The sequence below is a fragment of the Psychroflexus curvus genome (assembly GCF_020164585.1).
Lineage (GTDB): Bacteria > Bacteroidota > Bacteroidia > Flavobacteriales > Flavobacteriaceae > Psychroflexus > Psychroflexus curvus.
Map to the genome: position 1 here is coordinate 156,090 of NZ_JAIQZF010000001.1, position 23,678 is coordinate 179,767.

The 23,678-nt window shown below is 39.1% G+C and carries 21 protein-coding genes; 14 read left to right on the forward strand and 7 right to left on the reverse strand.

Annotated elements, in window-relative coordinates; all coding sequences use genetic code 11:
* Nucleotide 1 precedes the first annotated feature (1 nt).
* The 12 genes from ilvN (at nt 2) to argH (ending at nt 12,776) form a co-directional block, all read left to right on the forward strand.
* Nucleotides 2–529 carry an acetolactate synthase small subunit gene (gene ilvN / locus LB450_RS00625; RefSeq protein ID WP_224485887.1) on the forward strand — a complete coding sequence of 176 codons (528 nt, stop codon included), beginning with the start codon at nt 2–4 and terminating at the stop codon, nt 527–529.
* 11 nt (nt 530–540) lie between these two features.
* Nucleotides 541–2,037 carry a ketol-acid reductoisomerase gene (ilvC, locus tag LB450_RS00630; protein WP_224485889.1) on the forward strand — a complete coding sequence of 499 codons (1,497 nt, stop codon included), beginning with the start codon at nt 541–543 and terminating at the stop codon, nt 2,035–2,037.
* A gap of 1 nt (nt 2,038) precedes the next feature.
* Nucleotides 2,039–3,304, forward strand: coding sequence for a threonine ammonia-lyase (ilvA, locus tag LB450_RS00635; RefSeq protein WP_224485890.1), 1,266 nt, complete (start codon nt 2,039–2,041; stop codon nt 3,302–3,304).
* Between the two features lie 360 nt (nt 3,305–3,664).
* On the forward strand, nt 3,665–4,282 hold the full coding sequence (locus LB450_RS00640; RefSeq protein WP_224485892.1) for a GNAT family N-acetyltransferase: 618 nt from the start codon (nt 3,665–3,667) through the stop codon (nt 4,280–4,282).
* The gene (argG, locus tag LB450_RS00645; protein ID WP_224485893.1) at nt 4,279–5,463 is read left to right on the forward strand and encodes an argininosuccinate synthase; all 1,185 of its coding nucleotides are present in this window, start codon (nt 4,279–4,281) and stop codon (nt 5,461–5,463) included. The genes LB450_RS00640 and argG overlap by 4 nt, the downstream gene beginning before the upstream one ends.
* Complete coding sequence (gene argC / locus LB450_RS00650; RefSeq protein ID WP_224485894.1) at nt 5,460–6,437, forward strand: N-acetyl-gamma-glutamyl-phosphate reductase; 978 nt, start codon at nt 5,460–5,462, stop codon at nt 6,435–6,437. Before argG ends, argC begins: the two co-directional genes overlap by 4 nt.
* 30 nt (nt 6,438–6,467) lie before the next feature.
* Nucleotides 6,468–7,268 (forward strand): pyrroline-5-carboxylate reductase, encoded by an 801-nt coding sequence (proC, locus tag LB450_RS00655; protein WP_224485895.1) that lies wholly within the window; start codon nt 6,468–6,470, stop codon nt 7,266–7,268.
* Nucleotides 7,265–8,413, forward strand: a complete 1,149-nt coding sequence (locus tag LB450_RS00660; RefSeq protein WP_224485896.1) for an aspartate aminotransferase family protein — start codon at nt 7,265–7,267, stop codon at nt 8,411–8,413. The genes proC and LB450_RS00660 overlap by 4 nt, the downstream gene beginning before the upstream one ends.
* Before the next feature lie 10 nt (nt 8,414–8,423).
* Nucleotides 8,424–9,368, forward strand: coding sequence for a Rossmann-fold NAD(P)-binding domain-containing protein (locus tag LB450_RS00665; RefSeq protein ID WP_224485897.1), 945 nt, complete (start codon nt 8,424–8,426; stop codon nt 9,366–9,368).
* Nucleotides 9,369–10,145 (forward strand): acetylglutamate kinase, encoded by a 777-nt coding sequence (argB, locus tag LB450_RS00670; protein ID WP_224485898.1) that lies wholly within the window; start codon nt 9,369–9,371, stop codon nt 10,143–10,145.
* A complete protein-coding gene (locus LB450_RS00675) occupies nt 10,142–11,203 on the forward strand; it encodes a M20 family metallo-hydrolase (protein ID WP_224485899.1) in 1,062 nt (353 codons plus the stop codon). Before argB ends, LB450_RS00675 begins: the two co-directional genes overlap by 4 nt.
* A 298-nt stretch (nt 11,204–11,501) precedes the next feature.
* Nucleotides 11,502–12,776: an argininosuccinate lyase gene (argH, locus tag LB450_RS00680; protein WP_224485900.1), complete on the forward strand. Its 1,275-nt coding sequence runs from the start codon at nt 11,502–11,504 to the stop codon at nt 12,774–12,776.
* A 58-nt stretch (nt 12,777–12,834) separates the two neighbouring features.
* On the opposite strand, the gene leuB is transcribed toward argH, so the two are convergent.
* The 4 genes from leuB to LB450_RS00700 all read right to left on the reverse strand — a co-directional run bounded on the left by leuB (nt 12,835) and on the right by LB450_RS00700 (nt 17,274).
* Nucleotides 12,835–13,950, reverse strand: a complete 1,116-nt coding sequence (gene leuB / locus LB450_RS00685; protein ID WP_224485901.1) for a 3-isopropylmalate dehydrogenase — start codon at nt 13,948–13,950, stop codon at nt 12,835–12,837.
* 143 nt (nt 13,951–14,093) lie between these two features.
* Nucleotides 14,094–14,699 carry a 3-isopropylmalate dehydratase small subunit gene (gene leuD, locus LB450_RS00690; protein ID WP_224485902.1) on the reverse strand — a complete coding sequence of 202 codons (606 nt, stop codon included), beginning with the start codon at nt 14,697–14,699 and terminating at the stop codon, nt 14,094–14,096.
* Nucleotide 14,700: 1 nt separating this feature from the next.
* Entirely contained in the window at nt 14,701–16,083 is a 1,383-nt protein-coding gene (leuC, locus tag LB450_RS00695; protein ID WP_224485903.1) for a 3-isopropylmalate dehydratase large subunit, read from the reverse strand.
* 15 nt (nt 16,084–16,098) lie between these two features.
* Nucleotides 16,099–17,274 carry a 2-isopropylmalate synthase gene (locus LB450_RS00700; RefSeq protein WP_224485904.1) on the reverse strand — a complete coding sequence of 392 codons (1,176 nt, stop codon included), beginning with the start codon at nt 17,272–17,274 and terminating at the stop codon, nt 16,099–16,101.
* Between the two features lie 145 nt (nt 17,275–17,419).
* Here LB450_RS00700 and LB450_RS00705 point away from each other — a divergent pair, with 145 nt between their 5' ends.
* On the forward strand, nt 17,420–18,964 hold the full coding sequence (locus LB450_RS00705) for a hypothetical protein (protein ID WP_224485905.1): 1,545 nt from the start codon (nt 17,420–17,422) through the stop codon (nt 18,962–18,964).
* On the opposite strand, the gene LB450_RS00710 is transcribed toward LB450_RS00705, so the two are convergent.
* Entirely contained in the window at nt 18,961–19,407 is a 447-nt protein-coding gene (locus LB450_RS00710) for an Lrp/AsnC family transcriptional regulator (RefSeq protein WP_224485906.1), read from the reverse strand. The genes LB450_RS00705 and LB450_RS00710 overlap by 4 nt on opposite strands.
* Before the next feature lie 118 nt (nt 19,408–19,525).
* Between LB450_RS00710 and LB450_RS00715 the strand changes: the two genes are divergently transcribed.
* The gene (locus tag LB450_RS00715; RefSeq protein ID WP_224485907.1) at nt 19,526–21,100 is read left to right on the forward strand and encodes an asparagine synthase-related protein; all 1,575 of its coding nucleotides are present in this window, start codon (nt 19,526–19,528) and stop codon (nt 21,098–21,100) included.
* Between the two features lie 76 nt (nt 21,101–21,176).
* On the opposite strand, the gene LB450_RS00720 is transcribed toward LB450_RS00715, so the two are convergent.
* A complete protein-coding gene (locus LB450_RS00720) occupies nt 21,177–22,748 on the reverse strand; it encodes an NAD(P)/FAD-dependent oxidoreductase (RefSeq protein WP_224485908.1) in 1,572 nt (523 codons plus the stop codon).
* Nucleotides 22,749–22,867: 119 nt separating this feature from the next.
* Nucleotides 22,868–23,551, reverse strand: coding sequence for a type 1 glutamine amidotransferase domain-containing protein (locus LB450_RS00725; protein WP_224485909.1), 684 nt, complete (start codon nt 23,549–23,551; stop codon nt 22,868–22,870).
* Between the last annotated feature and the right edge of the window lie 127 nt (nt 23,552–23,678).

Genomic DNA, 23,678 nt, shown 5'->3' on the forward strand with positions numbered 1-23,678 from the left:
TATGGAAGAAAATAAAACCTATACAGTTTCAATTTATACTGAAAACAATATCGGATTACTCAACCGTATTTCGGCTATTTTTCAACGCAGACACATCAATATTGAAAGCATAAATTCATCGGTGTCTGAAATTGAAAATATTTCAAAATGGACCATTGTGGTTCAGTTGACGGAAGATCGTATGAAGAAAATTATCGGTCAGATTGAAAAGCAGGTAGAAGTTATTAAGGCTTACTATCACAAAGAAGATGAAATTATCTATCAGGAGTCATGTCTGTTCAAAATTAAATCAGAATTGCTTTTTGAAGAGCGTCAGATTCAGAACATAATAAAAGAAAGCAATGCCAATATTGTAACGGTCAACAAAGAGTTTTTTGTCCTTGAGAAATCAGGGAGAAGCGAAGAAATAACACTCTTATACAGAGAGTTAAAACCATTTGGTATAATGCAATTTACAAGATCGGGTCGTATCGCCGTCTCTAAAGATGAAATGAAAATAAGTAAAATGCTAGAAGCATTTTCAAATTAAACAATTATATCATGTCAAATTATTTTAACACACTTTCCTTAAGACAACAATTAGAGCAATTGGGTAAATGCAGATTTATGCACTCTTCAGAATTTGAAGAGGGGGTAAAAGCCTTAGAAGGTAAAAAAATAGTCATTATTGGTTGTGGTGCTCAGGGACTCAATCAGGGCTTAAACATGAGAGATTCTGGTTTGGATATTTCCTATGCTTTACGTCAGGCAGCAATTGATGAAAAAAGAGAGTCTTATAAAAACGCTAAAGGGAATCATTTCGAAGTAGGTACCTATCAGGAATTAGTTCCAACGGCAGATTTAGTTCTGAATTTAACCCCCGATAAGCAACATTCTAACGTAATCAATTCTGTGATGCCACATATGAAAACAGGATCGACCTTAAGTTATTCTCATGGCTTTAATATTGTGGAAGAAGGCATGAAAATTCGGGAAGATATCACTGTCATTATGGTAGCTCCGAAATGTCCAGGTACCGAAGTGCGCGAGGAATATAAAAGGGGCTTCGGTGTGCCAACACTTATCGCGGTTCATCCGGAAAACGATCCGGAAGGTAAAGGTCTGGAGCAGGCCAAAGCCTATGCTGTGGCAACAGGCGGACACAGAGCAGGAGTCCTGGAGTCTTCCTTTGTGGCTGAGGTGAAAAGTGATTTGATGGGCGAGCAAACCATACTTTGTGGCTTGTTACAGACAGGAGCCATTTTATCTTTTGATAAAATGGTAGACGAAGATATCGAGCCAGCTTATGCCGCAAAATTGATACAGTACGGCTGGGAAACCATTACAGAAGCTTTGAAACACGGTGGTATTACCAATATGATGGATAGATTGTCAAACCCGTCAAAAATTAAAGCTCATCAGCTTTCTGAAGACTTGAAATCCATTATGCGTCCTTTGTTCGAGAAGCATATGGACGATATTATTTCCGGTCATTTTTCTGAAACCATGATGAAAGACTGGTCAAATGATGATGCCGATTTACATAAATGGCGTGAGCAGACCGGAGAAACCGCTTTTGAGAAAACGGAATTAACTTCAGAAGACATTAGCGAACAGGAGTATTTTGATCATGCTGTACTTCTAGTTGCTTTCGTTAAGTCTGGGGTTGAACTGGCTTTTGAAACCATGATAAGTGCTGGGATTATAGAAGATTCTGCTTACTACGAATCTTTGCATGAGCTTCCTTTAATTGCGAATACCATTGCCAGGAAGAAATTGTATGAAATGAACCGGGTGATTTCTGACACAGCAGAATATGGTTGCTACCTATTTGACCACGCCGCCAAACCTTTACTCAAGGATTTTATGGCAACAGTAGATACATCCGTTATAGGAAAAGCTTATTCAGAAGGAAATCAGGTGGATAATGTTGAGCTTATCGAAGTGAATGCACAGATTAGAAATCATCCCATCGAGCAGGTGGGTAAACGTTTGAGAACAGCCATGATCGCCATGAAAGCTGTGAAGTCTAAGGAGAATGAAAAGGTAACACTCTAATATGAAGGTAGAAACAACATACGTTCCAGAACTTGAAAATGTAAAAACTGCTGCTGATAAACTTAAAGGGGTCTCCATCGTAACTCCATTAAGTCTGAATTTGAGATATTCTAAGCAATATGACTCTAAAGTGTATTTCAAAAGAGAAGATTTACAGCAGGTAAGGTCCTATAAAATTCGGGGAGCTTATAACAAAATGTCTTCGCTTACTCAAGAAGAAGCGAATAAGGGAATTGTTTGTGCCAGTGCAGGAAACCATGCTCAGGGCGTTGCGATTTCGTGTAAAATATTGAAGATTAAGGGAAGCATTTTTATGCCTTCGCCTACGCCAAATCAGAAAATTGAACAGGTAAAAATGTTTGGTGAAGAGTATATCGATATTGTTTTGGTTGGCGATAGCTTTGATGATGCCTATTCTGCAGCGATGAAACAGTGTCTGGAGGAAAACAAGACGTTTATTCACCCCTTCAACGACCCGAAAGTCATCGAAGGTCAGGCTACTGTTGGTTTGGAAATACTAGATCAAATAGGAGACGACTCTATTGATTATGTGTTTCTTCCCGTGGGAGGAGGGGGGCTGGCATCTGGATTGTCTCAAATGTTTAAAATCTTATCTCCAAAAACCAAAATCATAGGGGTAGAGCCTAAAGGCGCACCTTCCATGTCTAACTCTATCAAAAACGATAGAAACATTGAGCTTGGAAAAATTGAAAATTTTGTGGATGGCGCAGCCGTGAAGCGGGTAGGGGACCTGACCTTCTCAATAGCTAAGGCAAATTTACACCATATGATTACGGTGGATGAGGGACATATATGTCAGACGATTTTAGATCTTTATAACAAAGAAGCTATCGTTGCTGAGCCTGCAGCAGCCTTAAGTATTGCTGCGCTTGAGCATTATGCTGAAGAAATCAAAGGGAAAACAGCGGTTTGCATCATCAGTGGGAGCAATAACGACATCACTAGAACCGCAGAGATCAAAGAAAGAGCCATGCTTTATGCGGATTTGAAGCACTATTTCATCGTGAAGTTTCCGCAGCGTGCAGGTGCGCTAAGACAATTTGTGGCTGAAATTTTAGGACCCAAAGATGACATTACGTATTTCCAGTATACCAAAAAAACCAACAGAGAAAACGGTGCCGCTGTGGTTGGGTTAGAATTGAAATCCAAAGAGGATTTTGAACCCCTGGTCCAACGTATGAAGGACAATAATTTTTACGGAGATTACTTAAACAACAAGCCAGATTTATTTCAATTTTTAGTTTAAAAGCTAATCATCTAAATAAATGCTTGAAATTTAACAGGTTGTGAAATAAATTAATTTATATTTGAATTATGAATATACTTCTAAATAAAATTGTTTTAGGGATACCCGGCTTAGGGTTACTCCGCCGTCGCTAGTCTTTACCCTTAAAAGTCTAAGGTTTAACTACAATTTTATTTTATTTTGAAAACTCAAAGCTCACTTTACAAGAATTTAAACTTTATCAATCTTCAGATTGATAACCATATCATTAGGGCAATCTTCCGTCGCCCCTAGGGGCTTTCTATACTACAGAACTTAGATGTGTTCGGTTCTACTTCCAGATTAAAATTTATATTCTTTTCAAACTAAAAATACAATACAATGGAAATTGTAATTGCTGATTCATCACATGCTGGCTATGCAAATATCATTTGTAATACCATTGAAGAAGCTTCACAAATAAGAGGGACCGGCATTGCTAAACGGGATCCTAATTATATCATTTCTAAACTCGAAAATGGGAATGCTGTGATAGCACTTGATGGTGAAAAATTTGCTGGTTTTTGTTATATCGAAGTTTGGAGTCACGAGAAATTTGTAGCTAACTCCGGCTTAATTGTGCATCCGGATTACAGGTCTATGGGATTGGCAAAAAAAATAAAAGCCAAGGTATTTGCTCACTCCAGAAAGAAATATCCTGAGGCTAAGATTTTCAGTATTACTACAGGTTTGGCAGTGATGAAAATGAACAGTGAGTTAGGATATCATCCAGTGACCTTTTCAGAATTGACAGATGATGAATCGTTTTGGAATGGTTGCCAGTCCTGTAAGAATTATGATGTCTTGCAAAGCAAAAACCGTAAAATGTGTTTTTGCACCGGAATGATTTACGATCCTCACGCTAAACACACGCGTAAAAAACAAGCCTTTAATCCAAAGAACTGGGAGCGATTAAAAAAATTAAAACATTCTCTTTTTTTCAAAAAAAATAACAAATGAAAAAGTTAGTACTCGCCTATAGTGGTGGTTTGGACACGTCCTACTGCGCTACAAGTTTATCAAAGTCCGGATACGAAGTTCATGCTGTATGTGTGGATACTGGCGGATTTTCTAAGGATGAACTGATTAAAATTGAAAAAAATGCCTATCAAATGGGGGTTACTTCTTTTCATGCGATAAAAGCCACTGTAAACTATTATCAAAAAGTAATCAAATACCTCATTTTTGGTAACGTTTTAAAAAACAATACTTATCCTTTATCGGTGAGCGCCGAGCGGATTGTTCAGGCTATAGAACTGATTAAGTACGCTAAGGAAATCGATGCAGAATTTATCGCACATGGAAGTACTGGCGCTGGAAACGACCAAGTGAGGTTTGATATGATTTTTCAGATTATGGCTCCTAAAATCAAAATCATAACTCCCATTCGAGATCAAAAACTGACTCGAAAGCAAGAAATTGACTATCTGAAGTCCAATGGCATTGATTTGTCTTGGGATAAAGCAAAATACTCGGTTAACAAAGGGCTTTGGGGAACAAGTGTCGGTGGTGATGAAACCCTGACGTCTCATCTGGCTTTACCTGAAGAAGCTTACCCTTCTCAACTTCAAAACACTAAAGAAGAAAAACTAACATTGAGTTTTAAGATGGGTGAATTGGTTGCTGTCAATGGGCGAAAAAATGATGCAGTTGCCCTTATCAAACAAGTTACTGAATTAGCTTCCGCTTATGCAATAGGCCGAGATATTCATGTAGGCGATACTGTTGTAGGCTTAAAGGGAAGAGTTGGTTTTGAAGCCAGTGCCGCTTTGATTCTTATCAAAGCGCATCACCTGCTTGAGAAACATACTTTAACCAAATGGCAGCTTCAGCATAAAGATTTTCTTTCTAGTTATTACGGCATGCATCTGCATGAAGGTCAATATCTAGACCCTGTAATGAGAGATATGGAGGCTTTTTTTGAAAGCAGTCAGAAGAAGGTTTCTGGGGATGTGTTCATTACTTTGAAACCTTATCGGTTTGAACTAGAAGGAATTGAATCTAAAAATGATTTGATGAATTCTAAGTTTGGCAGTTATGGCGAATTCAATTCAGGCTGGACCTCAGAGGAAGCTAAAGGCTTTATTAAAATCCTAGCCAATTCTCAAAAGATTTATCAACAAACACATTCAGACTCATGATAAACGTAGGCATTATAGGAGGCGCTGGGTATACAGCCGGGGAATTGATTCGACTTTTGCTGAATCATCCAAACGCACAAATTGATTTTGTCTATAGCACTTCACAAGCAGGAGCAAATGTGAGTGAGGTCCATAAGGATTTACTAGGGTCTACCGAGCTTAAATTTGCATCTGAAATCAACCCTGAAGTGGATGTGGTGTTCCTGTGTTTGGGGCATGGAAATTCAACCGCTTTTCTGGAAAAGCATCATTTTTCTAAACAAACCAAAATCATTGACCTAAGCAATGATTTCAGATTAAAGGCTGATCGAGATTTTCAGGATAAGTATTTTGTTTATGGACTTCCAGAATTGAATAAGGAAGCTATCAAATCAGCTCAGCACATTGCCAATCCGGGATGTTTTGCCACGGCGATTCAGTTGTCGCTTTTACCATTGGCGAAAGAAAACCTTTTAAAAGAGGACGTGCACGTCAATGCGGTTACGGGTGCTACAGGTGCAGGAACTTCACCTTCTGGTACAACTCATTTTGCCTGGAGGGACAATAACTTTTCATCTTATAAAGTCTTTTCTCACCAGCATTTGGAGGAAATTATTCAAAGCCTTCGAGGCCTTCAAACCGATTTTGAGAAAGAGATTAATTTTATTCCAAACAGAGGAAATTTCTCTCGAGGTATTTTTGCATCAACCTACACTTTATTTGATGGAAGTATTGAAGAGGCTAAACGTTTATATGAGAACTATTACTCAGAGTCCTTGTTTACCCTGCTTTCAGAAGAGGAATTACATCTGAAGCAGGTGGTGAATACCAATCATTGTTTTCTTCATTTATCAAAATTCAACAACAAGCTCTTAATTACCTGTGTTCTGGATAACCTTCTGAAAGGAGCTTCGGGTCAGGCTGTTCATAACATGAATTTGATGTTTGGACTTGATGAAAGTGAAGGACTTAAACTTAAGGCCAATTATTTCTAGTTTTAATTAACTCAACAAAAACGTTTCAACATGAATATAGCCATTATAGGAACTGGAAATCTAGGCAAGTCAATCGCCAGAGGCTTATTAAGCACTAAGACTTTGAATGCTTTGTATTTGACTAAACGAAATTTGGATAGCATTCAAGAATTTGAAGGCATCGAAAATGTGAAGCTAACTTCAGACAATCTTGAAGCCACTAAAAACTCGGATATATTGATTTTTGCAGTCCAGCCTTCGCATTTAGAAGCAATTTTAGCTAAAATCAAGCCTGCTTTGAATGAAAAACACGTCATCATTTCAACTATAACAGGATTTGATATCGAAAAAATTGAAAACTGTATTGGGGAGCATCATCAAATTATTCGGGCTATGCCGAATACAGCGATAGCAGTAGGCAAATCTATGACCTGCTTGTGTTGTAATGCTGAAGGGAAAAAGAGTATTGAAAATGCGAAATCCATATTCAATAGTTTAGGGCATTCTATGCTTATTCCAGAATTTCAGATGCAGGCAGCAACAGTGGTTTGTGCCAGTGGGATCGCTTTTTGGATGAGACTGGTGAGAGCGACAACACAAGCTGCTATCCAGCTGGGTTTTGATGCAAAAGAAGCACAGGAGCTCGCGATGTACACCTGCGAGGGTGCTGCCAGTTTACTGATTACCAATGGTAAGCATCCGGAGCAGGAAATAGATCGTGTAACAACACCAAAAGGCTGCACGATTGAAGGACTAAATGAGATGGAACACAAAGGTTTGAGTTCATCTTTAATTCAAGGCATGGTGGCATCATTCAATAAAATTAAAAATATCAAAAAAGAACAGGTATGAGTTTATTTGAGGTATATCCGTTATTCGATATTACACCAGTACACGCCAATGACATGTATGTGTACGATGAAAATGAAACGGCCTATTTAGACCTATATGGCGGACATGCGGTCATCTCCATAGGGCATTCGCATCCTACATACGTCAAAGCGATTTCCAGTCAAATTGAAAAGTTAGGATTTTACAGCAATGCGATTCAAAACCCCTTGCAGGTCAAACTAGCCGTTAAGCTGGGTCAACTGTCATCCTGTGAAGACTACCAGTTGTTTTTGTGCAGCTCTGGTGCCGAAGCCAATGAAAATGCATTGAAATTGGCGTCGTTTCATAATCAAAAATCTAGAATTTTAGCTTTTCAAAATTCATTTCACGGGAGAACCTCAGCGGCAGTGGCTGCCACTGACAGTCCTAAAATCTGTTCAGCTTTAAACGCTCAGCAGCAAGTTGATTTTGTTGAGCTAGGCGACCTGGAAGGAGTTGAAAGGATGTTAGCCAAAAATGAAACCTGTGCAGTCATCATAGAATGCATTCAGGGTGTTGGAGGCTTAGATCAGAGCAGTACTGAATTTTATCAGGGTTTGGAAACACTTTGTAAAACCTATCATGTGGTTTTGATTGCCGATGAGGTGCAATCTGGTTTTGGTCGATCTGGTGACTTTTTTGCCTTTCAAAAACACGGCATCACTCCAGATGTGATTTCCATAGCCAAGGGCATGGGAAATGGATTTCCTGTGGGAGGGATTTTAATTCATCCCAGCATCAAAGCTTCTTACGGTCTGCTGGGAACCACTTTTGGTGGGAATCATTTAGCCTGTTCTGCTACTTTGGCCGTACTTGAAGTTTTAGAAAAAGAGCAGCTTATGCAAAATGTAAACGCCCGATATAAGGATTTTTTAAAGCATGCTGAATCTATTCCAGAATTAAAAAGAGTGAAAGGACGCGGACTTATGCTTGGTTTAGAGTTTGATTTTCCTGTGGCTGACTTAAGAAAAAACATGCTGTACAAGCAACACGTGTTCACAGGAAATTCTAAAAATCCTAACCTAATAAGAATTTTACCTCCTTTAACGATTCAGGATAAACACTGGGAGGTGTTTTTTAAAGGGCTTAAAACAGAGTTGGAAAACATAAAACACGATAGCATTTAAATTTATTATTATGAAAAATTATACCAGCATTTCAGTACTTTCAAATCTTGAGGAGATGATTCAATCCGCAATGCGTTTGAAGCAGAATCCGCTTCAGAATTTAGAATTGGGAAGAGATAAAACCATGGTCATGTTGTTTTTCAATTCGAGTTTGAGGACAAGACTGAGTACAGAAAAAGCTGCCCGGCAATTGGGAATGCATGTGAGTATCTTGAATGTTAATGAAGCCTGGCAACTGGAATTTGAAGAGGGGACGAAAATGAATATGAACACCTCAGAACACATCAAAGAAGCTGCCCGAATTCTTTCTTTATATGCAGACATCCTTGCTGTAAGAGCCTTTCCGAGCTTAAAAGACAAACAACTGGATGAGTCTGAACAGGTGTTGAAGAGTTTTGTCAAGTATGCAACTGTACCAATTATAAACATGGAAAGCGCTACCGGCCATCCTCTCCAGGCCCTGGCTGATGCCCTAACGATTACTGAACACAAATCAACTAAAAAGCCAAAAGTAGTTTTGTCCTGGGCGCCGCATTCCAAAGCACTCCCGCAGTCAGTTCCAAACTCTTTTGTGGAAATGATGCAGCTCATGGAGGCTGATTTTAGCATTACCCATCCCAAAGGTTATGAACTCAACCCAAACATCACAAAGAATACGAAAATCAATTATAATCAGGATGAAGCTCTGGAACATGCAGATTTTGTGTATGTCAAAAACTGGAGTAGCTACGAGCCTTATGGAAAGATTTTAAATAAGGATGAAACCTGGATGATGACCAAAGCCAAGCTAGGCAATGCTAAGTTTATGCATTGCTTACCTATAAGGCGAAATGTAGTGGCGACCGATGAAGTCATTGACCATGAAAATTCCCTGATCATTCAACAAGCCAATAACAGAACCTTTGCAGCCCAGGCGATTCTTCAAGAGGTTTTATACGGCTTAACATCAAAATAAATGCAAACACTCAAAATTTTTAAAATTGGCGGACAAGTCATAGATGATGAAACGGCTTTAAGTGGTTTTCTCAAGGATTTTTCAGATATCAAAGGGCCAAAACTACTTATTCACGGCGGAGGACAGGAAGCTACAAAATTTTCTCGGCGGCTTGGGATTGAAGTCAATAAAATCGATGGCCGACGTGTTACCGATGCAGACACCTTAGATGTGATTCTGATGACGTATGCGGGATTGATCAATACAAAAATCGTCGCGCAACTTCAAAGCTTTAGCTGCAATGCACTTGGATTAACGGGTGCAGATGCCAACACAGTCACCTCCAAAAAAAGAGACACTTTTCCAATTGATTTTGGATTTGCAGGCGATATCGTTCAGGTCAATACAAAGGTTCTGGATGTACTGGTGAAAGAAAAGTTAACTCCTGTGTTTTGTGCCATTACTCACGATACGCAGGGACAATTGCTGAATACCAATGCGGATACCCTGGCTTCAGAACTGGCCATAGCCTTTTCTGAAACCTACCAAACCGAATTGAATATCTGTTTTGAAAAGAGCGGTGTTTTGACAGACGTCACTGATGAAAATTCAGTTGTTGACGAATTGGATTACGACTCTTATCAGGAACTTTTGAAAGAAGGCAAAGTGGTGGAAGGCATGATTCCTAAATTGGACAATTGTTTTAGAGCTATACATCAGAAGGTTTCCAAAGTATGTATTGGTAAACCTGAAATGATTAAAAATTCTTTATTACCACATACAAAAATTTTAAAATGATACATCAACTTCAAAAAGAGGCCATTTCATTACTGAAAGTACTGATAGAAACGCAGTCGTTTTCTTCAGAAGAAGACCAGACGGCGAAACACATTGAAAATTGGTTGAAGCAACAGCATATCCCTGTTAAACGTCAGAACAACAATGTCTGGGCTGTCAATAAATATTTCGATGACAACAAGCCAACACTCTTGCTCAATTCACACCATGACACGGTACAGCCTAACCGGGGCTATACAAAGGAACCGTTGAGAGCTAGTGTTGAAGATAGCAAATTATTTGGCCTGGGGAGTAACGATGCCGGGGGGTGTCTGGTGTCTTTGATAGCGACCTTCACTTATTTTTATGCCAAGGAAAATCTGAATTACAATCTGGTGTTAGTCGCATCTGCAGAAGAGGAGAGCAGCGGTCCAAACGGACTTAATAGCATGTTATCGGTTATTCCGAAAATTGATGTTGCCATTGTAGGTGAGCCTACTCAGATGCAGATGGCTGTGGCTGAAAAAGGATTATTGGTTTTTGATGGTATAGTCAAAGGAACGGCAAGTCATGCGGCGCATCCCAACACTGATAATCCTATTTATAAAACGGCTTCAGTATTAAAATGGTTTGAAGATTTTCAATTTGAAAAAGTATCAGATGTACTGGGACCTGTTAAAGTCACGGTAACGCAAATCAACGCAGGTATTCAGCATAATGCTGTTCCTTCAGAAGTGAAGTTGGTCGTTGATGTTCGGGTTAATGAATGCTACAGCAACGATGAAGTTGTGAAAATTCTTCAAAAGAAATCGCCTTGCGACAACCTGATACCAAGAAGTACAAGACTAAATCCGTCTAGTATTCCGGTAGAACATGACTTAGTGAAAGCAGGCTTAGCGATGGGGATGGCCACTTATGGTTCACCAACGCTTTCCGATCAGGCGTGTTTATCCTGTCCATCCCTGAAACTTGGTCCGGGGGATAGCCTCCGTTCACATTCTGCAGATGAATATATCTATGTAGAAGAGGTGGAAAAAGGAATTGAAACTTACATAAAACTTTTGGGAAAAGTTTTATAGAATAAAGGATTAGAATTAAAAGAATGTAACTAATTAGTCTATTTTAAACATTGAAAATCAAAGTTTTATTTCACGCGAAGTTCGCAAAGAAAAAACGCAAAGCCACGCAAATTATTGATAATCATCAATTTATAATTTTGCGTTCCTTTGCGGAAAGCTTAGCGGTCTTAGCGTGAAGATATATGCAAAATGCTGATAATAAATTATTTTTACTATATGAACTTATCATATATATGCCTAAGTCAATAAATGGTAAACTAAAAACAGTAGGTAAATCTGCCTTCACAAAACAACAACTATGAAACTCTGGGACAAAGGAATAGATATCGACCAAAAAATAGAACAATTTACAGTTGGTAATGATCGGGAAATCGATAGGCATATTGCTCAATACGATGTATTGGCCTCACAGGCGCATGCAAAAATGCTTGAAAAGGTAGGCTTGATTACTTCTGATGAATTGAAACTTCTTCAAGAACAATTTGATATCATGACAAAGCAACTGGAGAACGATGCGTTTAAAATCGACGCGCAGTTTGAAGACGTGCACTCCAAAATAGAATTCGAACTTATTCAAAATCTGGGTGAGGTAGGAAAAAAGATTCATACGGCCAGATCAAGGAACGACCAGGTTCTGGTCGCTCTGCATTTGTATTATAAAGAGCGACTTCAGGACATACGGTCAAAAGTCGGGCAGTTTTTTGACACCTTACTTTCCTTAGCAGAAACGCATAAAGACAAAGTTTTACCTGGCTATACACACCTGCAGGTGGCCATGCCCTCTTCCTTTGGGTTGTGGTTTTCAGCATACGCAGAACAATTGATAGATGATGTTTATCTTCTGGATGCCGCATTAAAAGTGGTGGATCAAAATCCGTTAGGGTCTGCTGCCGGCTATGGAAGTTCGTTCCCTATCGATAGAGAATTCACTACCCAAGCACTTGGCTTCTCCACCTTAAAATATAACGTGGTGGCTGCCCAGATGAGTCGAGGCAAAAGCGAGCGAACTGTAGCCATGGCTTTGGGAAGTCTGAGCAATACCTTATCGCGCTTTGCTATGGACATTTGCTTGTATTCCAGTCAGAATTTTGATTTTATTGGCTTTCCAGATCAGCTCACCACCGGAAGCAGCATTATGCCACATAAAAAAAATCCTGATGTATTTGAGTTGATTCGAGGAAAATGCAACAGAATTCAGGCCTTGCCCTCCGAAATGATTTTGATAACCAACAACTTGCCCAGTGGTTACCACCGGGATTATCAGCTGCTTAAGGAAAATATGATTTCAGGGATTGAAACAATGACTTCTGTTTTAGAGATTTTCGATTATTCCATCACTCAAATCAAGGTCAAATCTGTTGATGTAGGTGATCCAAAATATAAGTTCATGTATTCTGTCGATAAAATCAACACACTTGTTGAGCAGGGCATTAGTTTTAGGGAAGCTTATCAGCAAATAGGAAAGCAAATTAACGAAGGTACCTACGAAGCTGGGAGTGTCAAAAACCATTCGCACGAAGGCAGTATGGGGAATTTATGCCTGGATAAGATCAGAGAAAAATTCCCAAAATAAAACACCAGACTTGAAGGTTTCAAGCTGGTGTTTTGTGTTAATAAATGTAAATCAAGTTCTAAATAATGGTCGATTGCCCGATATGAATATTAGAAAAATTATGATTGGAATCTGATGGATTACTTATAAAATCAGCGACGAAATCACCAACTTTAGAGGTGGTAATACGTTCATGTTTGACACCAAGATCTGGCGTGGTAATACCGAGTTTTAGCGATTTTTCAACACCTTCCTTAATCATTTCCGCTTCATCATATAATCCAAAATGTTCCATGAGCATAGCTGCAGAAAGAATAGCAGCAATTGGATTGGCAATCCCTTTGCCCGTCGCCTGGGGATACGATCCATGTATTGGCTCAAATAAGGCGTGTTTCGCTCCAACCGAAGCTGAAGGCAAAAGGCCAATGGAGCCACCAATTACACTGGCTTCATCACTTATAATATCACCAAACATATTTTCGGTCAGGATCACATCAAATTGCTTAGGGTTTAAGATCATTTGCATCGCGGCATTATCCACATATAGAAAATCCAAAGTGACTTCAGGATAAGACTTAGCCAATTCAGTAACGGTTTTACGCCATAAACGAGACGTATCCAACACATTGGCCTTATCGATCAAGGTCACTTTTTTTCGTCTTCCTATCGCCGCTTTAAAAGCCAGATGAGCAATGCGCTCAATTTCAGGTGTTGAATACTCACAAAGGTCAGAAGCATAACTGCCATCCTCGGCAGTTTCCTTTTTTCCGAAATAAATTCCACCAGTCAGCTCTCTGTAAATGCTTATATCTACGCCTTTAATGATAGGTCTTTTCAAGGGTGAAAAATCCAGTAAAGCTTCAAAAGCCCTTATAGGTCTAATGTTAGCAAACAGGCTCAATTCTTTTCTCAGCTTTAGCAAGCCCTGTTCGGGACGTACATCGCCTTCCGCATTATCGTATTTGGGATCGCCAATAGCGCCAAATAATATCGCATCACTGCTTTTACAAAGTTCCAACGTCTCGTCGGGCAGGGGAGACCCTGTTTTGTCTATGGCAATGGCTCCAACATCTGCCTGCTTGAAAGAAAATTGATGATCAAATTCAAAAGCTATTGCGTTCAGTGCCTTCATAGCTTGTTCTGTGACTTCCGGTCCAATCCCGTCTCCGGGCAATACTGCAATGTTTAATTTCATATGTAAAGATGTATTAAATCTAAATTATTATTTGAGCGTTACCCCTCCCCACCCCCAAAGCTTTGGGGATGGGGAGGGGTCGCGCTTTCACTACTCGCTTTTTTTCTTCAGAAAAAGAAGAAAAAAGAGCTCAAACAAACCGTTCAATCGCTAACGCGTGCTAATTCTTGTTGTTTTTCGAACAGTTTAATTTCAGCCCTTTTACTCAATAAGAAATCAATGTCATCGTATCCATTCATAAGACAGGTTTTTTTGTAACTATCTATTTCAAAATGTGCTTTATCACCTGAAGATTCAACTTTAATATACTGGTCTTCCAGGTTGACTTCAATTTTAGTTTCAGGCTGTTTTTGAACCGTGTTCAGTAAAGTGTCTAGAAATGCTGGACTGACTTGCACTGGTAACACACCATTGTTGAGGGCATTTCCTTTAAAAATATCAGCAAAAAAACTCGAGACAATCACTTTAAAACCATAATCGCTTAGTGCCCAGGCGGCGTGTTCACGACTGGATCCACATCCGAAGTTGTGGCCAGCAATCAAAACCTCTCCGGCGTAGCGATTATCATTTAAAACAAAATCTTCATTCAATCTACCGTCTTTATGGTACCTCCAGTCTCTAAAGAGGTTCTCTCCAAAACCCTCACGACTGGTAGCTTTTAAAAAACGCGCAGGAATAATCTGGTCTGTGTCTATATTTTCCTGTGGCAGTGGCACAGCTGTTGAGCTCAGGCTTATAAATTTCTCCATCTTAGTTCAAATGTTTTGTTATGTCTACTATCTTTCCCTCTATTGCTGTCGCCGCTGCCAAAAGCGGACTGGCCAGTAATGTTCTGGAACCCTGTCCCTGTCTTCCCTCAAAATTTCTGTTGGAGGTCGATACGCAGTATTCTCCGGCTGGAATTTTATCGTCATTCATGGCCAGGCAGGCACTGCATCCGGGCTGGCGTAATTCAAATCCGGCCTCCGTAAAGATGGCTTTCAAGCCTTCAGCTTCAATTTGTTGTTCAACCTGCTTGCTTCCTGGAACCAGCCAGGCTATAACGTTTTCAGCTTTTTTCTTGCCTTTAACAAATTCAGCTGCTACTCTAAAGTCTTCAATTCTGGAATTGGTGCAGCTTCCTATAAACACGTAATTTATCGGTTTGTGAATCAGGGATTCTCCTTTTTCAAAATCCATATACTTCAATGATTTTTCAAAGGAAGCATCATCCCGATTGGGAATGTATTCACTCACTTTTATACCCATACCTGGATTGGTGCCAAAGGTGATCATCGGTTCAATATCGTCAGCTTCAAAAACGTATTCTTTATCAAATTCAGCAGTTGCATCGGTTGTTAAACTCTTCCAGTACTCAAGTTTAGATTCCCATTCATCACCTTTAGGAGCAAACTTTCTTCCTTTTACATAATCAAAAGTAGTCTGGTCTGGTGCGATCATTCCGCCACGAGCTCCCATTTCAATACTCATATTGCAAACGGTCATTCGTCCTTCCATGGACATGTTTTCAAACACATCCCCGGCATACTCGCAGAAGTAACCTGTTCCAGCATTGGTGCCAATTTTTGAAATGATATATAAGATCACGTCTTTAGGTAACACCCCTTTTCTTAATTTTCCATTGACGCTAATTCTCATGCTTTTAGGCTTTGTAAGCAGTAAACACTGACTTGCAAACACCTGCGCGACCTGACTTGTGCCTATTCCAAAAGCAATGGTTCCAAAAGCACCATGGGTAGAGGTGTGAGAATCGCCACAAACAATAGACATTCCAGGCTGGGTGATGCCTAGCTCTGGAGCCATGACGTGCACGATACCATTGTATTTATGACCCAATTCATACAATTGAATCCCATTCTTCTCACAATTTTCTGAAAGCTGGGTCAGTTGCTTTCGAGATAATTCATCTTTAATAGGCAGATGCTGATTTTTCGTAGGGGTATTATGATCTGCTGTAGCCACCACCTGCTCAGGTCTAAAGAGAGGAACCTCTCTTAGTTCCAGTTCTTTAAAGGCCTGCGGACTGGTCACCTCGTGTATCAGGTGCTTGTCTATATATAAGATTTGCGGACCATTTTCTATGGTATGAACCACATGGGCGTCCCAAACTTTATCAAATAAGGTTTTACTCATAAAACGTGTTTTGGCTTAAGCTGATTTTATTTCTCGATAAACTCTGCTGGTTTCAATGATTTGATGAATGTCGTTGTCGTTTACTTCTTTGCGCTGATCTGCAAAATTTAAGAAGTTAAGATACACTTCATCCAATTGTAGTTTAGTTAAATTATAACCCACATTCTTGGCTTTATAGGCCAGTGCGGCACGTCCGCTTCTGGCCGTAAGTACAATAGCCGATTCAGTTACGCCAACATCTGCTGGGTCAATAATTTCGTAGGTATCTCGTCTTTTGATGACCCCGTCCTGATGTATGCCAGAACTATGAGCAAAAGCGTTAGCTCCTACTATAGCCTTATTGGGTTGAGGATAAATTCCCATGTGTTGAGAAATCAATTGACTGATAGCAAACAGATGTTTTGTGTTGATATTGGTGTCAAAATTCAGATAAGGATGTTGTTTCAAAATCATCACCACCTCCTCCAAGGCGGTATTTCCGGCACGTTCTCCGATACCGTTGATGGTACATTCTACTTGTCTGGCACCATTGATTATGGCTTCAATAGAATTGGCAGTTGCCAGACCCAGGTCATTGTGGCAATGACAAGAAATAACAGCTTTATCTATACCTTTTACATTTTCTTTTAGGTACTTTATTTTAGCACCGTACTCTGAAGGTAGGCAATACCCTGTTGTATCAGGAATATTCAACACAGTTGCACCTGCTTTTATAGCAGTTTCACAAACTTTAGCAAGATAGGCGTTGTCTGTTCGGCCAGCATCTTCAGCATAAAATTCCACATCTTCTACAAAGCTTTTGGCGTATTTCACTGCGTCATACGCTCGTTCAATAATTTCCTCTCTGTTGGATTTGAATTTATATTTTATGTGTGAGTCTGAGGTGCCTATTCCGGTATGTATTCTCGGTTTTTTGGCATAAGTCAATGCTTCAGCAGCAATTTTGATGTCATTCTTTACAGCTCGACTTAATCCACAAACAGAGGCATTCTTAACAAGTTTTGAAATTTCAACAACAGATTCGAAATCTCCCGGACTTGACATAGGAAATCCAGCTTCTATAACGTCAACACCCAGATCATCAAGTCTTTTTGCAATTATGAGCTTTTGCTCAGTATTGAGTTTACAGCCAGGAACTTGTTCTCCGTCTCTTAGTGAAGTGTCAAAAATTTCAACTTTTTGGTGTGACATAACAAATTTATTTATAAGTTTCAAATTCAAAACTATAGACAGCTTAGGTGTTTGCATAATCAATTTTCCGAGATTTTACGATGTTCAATAGTTTTTAATTCAATTAAGTAACTAGAAATCAGTTGTATAAATAAATAATTCATTGATGATAAGAGATCAAAAAGACAACTTATTTTTGCTGATTAAGTCCTTAACTAAGTCAGAAAAACGTCAATTCAAGCTTTATGTAGGCAGAATTGAAGGAAATGTAGATGCTAAATTTCTGAACTTGTTCAATTTTTTGGATAAAGCGTCAAAATATAATGAGAAAGAAATCCTAAGCACTGGCTTTGTTAAAAAACAACAATTGGCCAATGTCAAAGCTCACCTCTACAAGCAAATTTTAATCAGCTTAAAACTTAATCCATTACATCAAAACATCCGTTCTCAGGTTAAAGAACAAACTGAATTTGCTACTATTTTATACCATAAAGGACTTTACAAGCAAAGCCTGAAAATCCTGGATAAAGCCAAAGAATTAGCTTTTATTCACGAAGAAAAAAATCTTGTTTACGAAATTCTAGAATTAGAAAAGCTCATTGAGTCGCAATATATAACACGAAGTATTAAAACTCGTGCCGATGACCTCATCAAACAGTCAAACTCAGTAAGCGAACTCAATAGAATAGCAGGTGGGCTTTCCAATTTGTCACTTAAACTTTACAGCATCATATTAAAATCTGGTTATGTAAAAAGTGATGAAGAGAAATCTGAAATTCTAAGTTATTTTAATGCCAATCTGCCAGAATTTGATTTCAAAGATTTAGGATTTAGAGAAAAGCTGTGGCTTTACAATTCTTATTTATGGTTAAGTTTTTTGGTTCAGGATTTTACTTCATGTTATAAATATTCAAAAAAATGGGTAGAATTATTTCAAGATTTTCCAAAAATGATTTCTCTCAATCCCGTTTGGTATCTTAAAGGGAACCAATATTTATTGGAGTCCTTGTTCTTTATTCAGGACCACAAAAGGTTTGAACTGGTAATGCAGGATTTGGAGGCGAATATTCAGGACAAATCTTTTCCAAAAGATGACAATATTGAGGGACTTGTGTTTTTATACCTGAATACCGATAAGTTGAACTTATGTTTTATGAAAGGGCTTTTTGATGACGGACTTGCTCTTGTGGATGGTATTTTGAAAGGTATCAAACGCTTCAAAAATAGAATCGATGAGCATCATGTCATGGTGTTTTATTACAAAATAGCCAGTTTGTATTTTTGTGTAGGAAATAATAAGGAATGCATTCGGTTTTTAAATTATATCATCAACAACAAATCTTTAAGCATGCGAGAAGATTTGATGTGTTTTTCAAGGATTTTAAGTCTTTTTGCTCACTATGATGCAGGTATGGATTATCATTTGGAAACCCAGTTGAGGAGTACATACAAGTTTCTGATGAAAATGAATGAGCTTAACGAAGTCCAAACGGAAATCATCACCTTTTTGAAACAATTACCAGACATCTATCCACACGATGTCAAAGAGGCTTTTGAAACTGTGCTTATGAAGTTGAAAAAATATGAAAATGACCCTTATGAACGCAGGGCATTCTTATACCTGGATATCATTTCCTGGTTGGAAAGTAAAATTGCTAACCTACCTGTAGATCAAATTATCCGAAACAAGTTTTTACAACGGAATGCCTAAAATTCAATTTCTCTTGTAAAGGTTTGTTCCAGACAAATAAAGGTTTCCGTTCGTGCTACACCATCTATGGTTTGGATTTTATTACTTAAAACTTCCGTAAGATGCTTATTATCCCTGCAGACCACTTTGATCAGTAAGGAAAAATTACCTGTTGTATAATTGCATTCCACAACTTCATCAATTTCAAGTAGGGCTTTACTTACCGTTCTGTAAATATTGGCTTTATTGAAATAGATTCCGATAAAACTTTGGGTCTGATACCCCAGCTGGTAAGTATCGATTAAACTCTTGGATCCTGTAATGATTTTCTGGTCTTCAAGCTTTTTAAGCCGCAGGTGAACCGCTGTCGGGCTCATATTGCACTCACTTCCAAGTTGTTTCAAAGAGGCTTTGGCATCCTTACTTAAAATGTTTAAGATTTTCCTGTCAGTTTGGTCTATCATCTTTATTATTTTTAGTAAATAGCTAATTTAAAACTTATTTTTAATATTTTGAGCTTAAGTATTGTTTTATATTAAGTAATATGCCTTATTTGCTTCATATAATTAAAATCATAGTATCATGTGTGGAATATTTGTAGCCATCGAAAGTGCAAAGTCAAGTCAGTTTTTAATTGATGAGTTCATGAAAATCAAACATCGTGGACCAGATGCCTCAGACTTTAAAAGTATTAAGGAAAACACCTATTTTGGTTTTCATCGTTTAGCCATTAATGGTTTAACACCAAAGGGTAATCAGCCTATGTATAAAAATGGAGTCTGGTTGGTGGCTAATGCAGAAATATTCAACTATCAGGAACTTGCAGCAAAATACGACATCACTTTGGAAACGGGTTCTGACTGTGAAATCCTTATCGATTTGTATAATTTAATAGGAGAAAAGCAAATGCTTCAGGAGATAGATGGTGAGTTTGCTTTTGTTCTTTATGATGAAGCTAAAGATTTATACATCGCCGCCAGAGACCATCTTGGAGTCAGAGGCATGTATATGGGGTATGAAGACTCCGAAATTTATTTTGCTTCAGAAAGTAAAGCTATTGCTTTTACCAAACACCTTAATCAATTTCCTCCAGGACATCACTGGAACTCTTATACAGATCAAGTTGTTCCTTATTTTACTCACGATTACGAAACTACATCATATACAGAAGAAGAATATTGTCAAAAAATCAATACACTTCTTACTGAATCTGTAGAGAAGCGAATGATGAGTGAAAGACCTCTTGGATGCTTACTCAGTGGCGGATTGGACAGTAGTCTGGTCGCAGGAATTTTGGCGAGAAAACTCAAAGAAAAAGGAAAACAACTGGAGACCTTTTCGATTGGTATGGAAGGAAGTCCAGACATTACAGCCGCTCAGAAAGTTGCAGACCATATTGGCAGCAAGCACCACAGCATCGTATGCACAGAACAGGATTTCCTGGATGAACTGGAACATACGGTTTATATGTTGGGAAGCTTCGACGTGACGACGATAAGAGCTTCGGTTGGACATCAACTGGTTGCTAAATACGTGAGAGATCATTCAGACGTGAAAGTTCTATTTTCTGGAGAAACAGCAGATGAATTTGGTTCTTACCTATATTTTCAAAATGCACCAGATTCTGACAGCTTTCAGCAAGAGTCTATAAGATTATTAAAAGATATTCAGTTTTTTGACATGAAACGAGGCGACAGATCGATTTCCAATGCAGGTTTGGAAGCCAGAGTTCCTTTTGCCGATAAAGCTTTTGTGAAATTCTTTATGTCAATTCCTCCGGAACTGAGAATGTTTTCAGATCAAAAAATCGAAAAATACCTGATCAGAAAAGCTTTTGAAGGGGAAGATTTGATTCCAAGTGAAGTTTTATGGAGACGTAAAAACGGATTTTCGGATAGTGTGAGCAGCAAGCAGAAGTCGTGGAGCCAGGTCATTAAAGACTACATCGAAACCTTGGTGACCGATGAAGCGTTTCAATCTGAAAAGTTCAAATACTCCCCGGAGCCACCTTCCAAAGAAGCTTTCTTTTACTTAAAGACCTTTGAAAAGACATACGGTTCCCATTTCCAATTGACGCCTTACCAGTGGTTGCCAAAATGGTGTGGAGACGTCAAAGATCCTTCTGCCAGAGTTTTAGAAATTTATCAGGCCGATTAATTAGCTGAATTTGAATTCTTGAAAACTGCCTGTCTTTCGACGGGCAGTTTTTTTATGATGATGTACGAGCCGGGGTTTAAGACAAAAGCTTTGCAACCGCTTCGGCGCAGCGCTCCCCATCGATGGCTGCAGAAACAATTCCCCCGGCATAACCAGCGCCTTCACCGCAGGGAAATAAACCTTTAAGCTCGGGATGTTCCAGGCTTTCTACATCTCTCGGAATTCTTACAGGAGAAGAGGTTCGAGACTCTGGAGCAAGGATAACGGCATCGGGATGATTAAAGCCTTTCATTTTTTGGGTGAATTTTTCAAAACCTTCACGAAGCCTTTTGGTCATCGCCCTAGGGAAAATCAAGTCCATTTCTACTGAAGTTGTTCCTGGCTGATACGAATTTTTGGGAATGGAAGTTGACTTACGTTTGGAAATGAAATCCTGAAGTCGTTGCGCAGGAACTCTTTGCGTTTCCCCAGCGAGTTGCCAGCATTTTTTTTCGATAGCTTCCTGAAACTTCAAGCCCTTTAAGGCTCCGTAACTTTCAAAATCGGCCAATTCCTCATCATCGATGGTCACGACAATGCCTGAATTGGCGTAGGGGTTGTTCCGTTTGGAAGGCGACCAGCCATTGGTCACCACTTCTCCGGGCGTTGTCGCGCAGGGAGCTATAATTCCACCTGGACACATGCAAAAGGAATACACACCTTTGTTATCCACTTGTTCCACAAGACTGTAAGCCGATGGCGGTAAATAGTCGCCGCGTTCAGGAGTCTTGTACTGTATTTCATCGATTAGGGACTGGGGATGCTCCACGCGAACGCCCATAGCAAACGTTTTAAACTCAATCTGAATTTTTTTCTCATGCAATAAATAAAAAATATCTCTTGCGGAATGTCCGGTGGCCAGAATACAGGCTTCAGCATAGATTTCTTTATCACCATTGACTTCAATACCAATGAGTTGATTTTCCTTACTTATGAAATCTGTGAGTTTGGTTTCAAAATGCAGTTCTCCTCCAAAGTCCAGGATGGTTTCCCTCATCTTGGTAATGATATCTGGTAGTTTATTGGTACCAATATGTGGATGTGCATCTACCAGTATATCTTCACTTGCTCCGTGTTCAACAAAAGTGTGAAGTATCTTTTTGATGGTCTTTTTGTTGCCAGAACGAGTGTAAAGCTTTCCATCAGAATAGGTGCCGGCACCGCCTTCGCCAAAACAGTAATTGGATTCTGAGTTGACCAGATGCTCTTTGTTGATTTTGGCCAAATCCCGTCGTCTGGCTCTTACGTCTTTGCCGCGTTCGATCACAATAGGTTTGAGGCCTTGTTCGAGGAGTTTCAGCGCTGCAAAAAGCCCGGCAGGACCACTGCCTATAACGAGGACCCTTGGGTTGTCTTCGTTGACGTTCTGGTATTTTTTCTCTTCAAATTCTGGCCAGTTGACGGATTCATCCTTCAGGAAATAGGCGATTCTCAGCTGATATTTAATTTGTCTTGCCCGGGCATCGATAGACCGCTTCACAATTTTAAATTCTGAAAGTTCTTTTGTTGAAATAGCTATGTGTTTGGCTAGAGCTAGTTTTAAATCCTCAGGTTGATGGGCAACTTCAGGATTAACTCGTATATCTGTATAATGGGGTTGAGCGGACATAATTTAAAGTAAATAACAAAGGTAAGGAATATCCTAAGTTTGAAAGTGCTTATGAGTACTAAGACACAAAAAAAAGCCTTCAACAAGAAGGCTTTAGAGGACTAAAATTTGATTTGAAATTATTGATTTAGCTGTTTGGCTAGTAAGTCAGCAACTTTTTCAGAGGAAGCTGGATTTTGACCGGTGATCAAATTACCATCTTTTACGGCGTAGGGATGCCAGTCCTGAATTTTAGTGTAAACTCCACCGTTTTTAATCAACATATCTTCCAGTAAAAACGGTACAACATTAGTCAATTGGACAGCATCTTCCTCTTGATTGGTGAAACCTGTTACTTTTTTACCTTCTACCAATGGTTTGCCATCCGCGGTTTTAGGGTGTTTTAGGACTGCTGGAGCGTGACAAACAAATGCAATAGGCTTCTTATTGGCATTGAAATCTTCTATAAGTTTGATTGATGTTTTATCTTCTACAAGATCCCACAGCACGCCGTGGCCTCCCGGATAAAAAACAGCATCAAAATCAGATTCATGAACATCGCTTAGCTTATGTGTATTTGCCAACAACGTCTGAGCTTCTTTATCCAGGTCAAAACGTTCGGTGGCTTTGGTTTGAGCATCTTCGGTTTCAGAATTTGGATCGATAGGTGGCTGACCACCTTTTGGAGATACTAAAGTGAGTTCAAAACCTGCATCTTTCAATTTGTAATAAGGAGCTGCAAATTCTTCAATCCAAAATCCTGTCTTATTTCCCGTGTCTCCAAGTTGATCGTTACTCGTGATGACAAAAAGTATTTTTTTCATGGTCATTATTTTTAAACAAATCTAAGGCTTTTGAGGCATCTCAAATTCGTTTTAAGTCAAGCTTAGTCTTAATAAATGTTAATCTAAATGTCAAAAAAATAAGAGCTTATAAATTAGTTTGTTATTT

What these genes read in the sequence shown, in the direction of transcription:
- LB450_RS00725 (WP_224485909.1), bottom strand. Translation starts at nt 23,551, where the DNA reads ATGAAAAAAATACTTTTTGTCATCACGAGTAACGATCAACTTGGAGAC.
- ilvC (WP_224485889.1), top strand. Translation starts at nt 541, where the DNA reads ATGTCAAATTATTTTAACACACTTTCCTTAAGACAACAATTAGAGCAA.
- leuD (WP_224485902.1), bottom strand. Translation starts at nt 14,699, where the DNA reads ATGGAGAAATTTATAAGCCTGAGCTCAACAGCTGTGCCACTGCCACAG.
- argG (WP_224485893.1), top strand. Translation starts at nt 4,279, where the DNA reads ATGAAAAAGTTAGTACTCGCCTATAGTGGTGGTTTGGACACGTCCTAC.
- argH (WP_224485900.1), top strand. Translation starts at nt 11,502, where the DNA reads ATGAAACTCTGGGACAAAGGAATAGATATCGACCAAAAAATAGAACAA.
- LB450_RS00720 (WP_224485908.1), bottom strand. Translation starts at nt 22,748, where the DNA reads ATGTCCGCTCAACCCCATTATACAGATATACGAGTTAATCCTGAAGTT.
- LB450_RS00640 (WP_224485892.1), top strand. Translation starts at nt 3,665, where the DNA reads ATGGAAATTGTAATTGCTGATTCATCACATGCTGGCTATGCAAATATC.
- ilvA (WP_224485890.1), top strand. Translation starts at nt 2,039, where the DNA reads ATGAAGGTAGAAACAACATACGTTCCAGAACTTGAAAATGTAAAAACT.
- LB450_RS00660 (WP_224485896.1), top strand. Translation starts at nt 7,265, where the DNA reads ATGAGTTTATTTGAGGTATATCCGTTATTCGATATTACACCAGTACAC.
- leuC (WP_224485903.1), bottom strand. Translation starts at nt 16,083, where the DNA reads ATGAGTAAAACCTTATTTGATAAAGTTTGGGACGCCCATGTGGTTCAT.
- LB450_RS00705 (WP_224485905.1), top strand. Translation starts at nt 17,420, where the DNA reads ATGATAAGAGATCAAAAAGACAACTTATTTTTGCTGATTAAGTCCTTA.
- argC (WP_224485894.1), top strand. Translation starts at nt 5,460, where the DNA reads ATGATAAACGTAGGCATTATAGGAGGCGCTGGGTATACAGCCGGGGAA.
- LB450_RS00710 (WP_224485906.1), bottom strand. Translation starts at nt 19,407, where the DNA reads ATGATAGACCAAACTGACAGGAAAATCTTAAACATTTTAAGTAAGGAT.
- LB450_RS00665 (WP_224485897.1), top strand. Translation starts at nt 8,424, where the DNA reads ATGAAAAATTATACCAGCATTTCAGTACTTTCAAATCTTGAGGAGATG.
- LB450_RS00675 (WP_224485899.1), top strand. Translation starts at nt 10,142, where the DNA reads ATGATACATCAACTTCAAAAAGAGGCCATTTCATTACTGAAAGTACTG.
- argB (WP_224485898.1), top strand. Translation starts at nt 9,369, where the DNA reads ATGCAAACACTCAAAATTTTTAAAATTGGCGGACAAGTCATAGATGAT.
- proC (WP_224485895.1), top strand. Translation starts at nt 6,468, where the DNA reads ATGAATATAGCCATTATAGGAACTGGAAATCTAGGCAAGTCAATCGCC.
- ilvN (WP_224485887.1), top strand. Translation starts at nt 2, where the DNA reads ATGGAAGAAAATAAAACCTATACAGTTTCAATTTATACTGAAAACAAT.
- leuB (WP_224485901.1), bottom strand. Translation starts at nt 13,950, where the DNA reads ATGAAATTAAACATTGCAGTATTGCCCGGAGACGGGATTGGACCGGAA.
- LB450_RS00700 (WP_224485904.1), bottom strand. Translation starts at nt 17,274, where the DNA reads ATGTCACACCAAAAAGTTGAAATTTTTGACACTTCACTAAGAGACGGA.
- LB450_RS00715 (WP_224485907.1), top strand. Translation starts at nt 19,526, where the DNA reads ATGTGTGGAATATTTGTAGCCATCGAAAGTGCAAAGTCAAGTCAGTTT.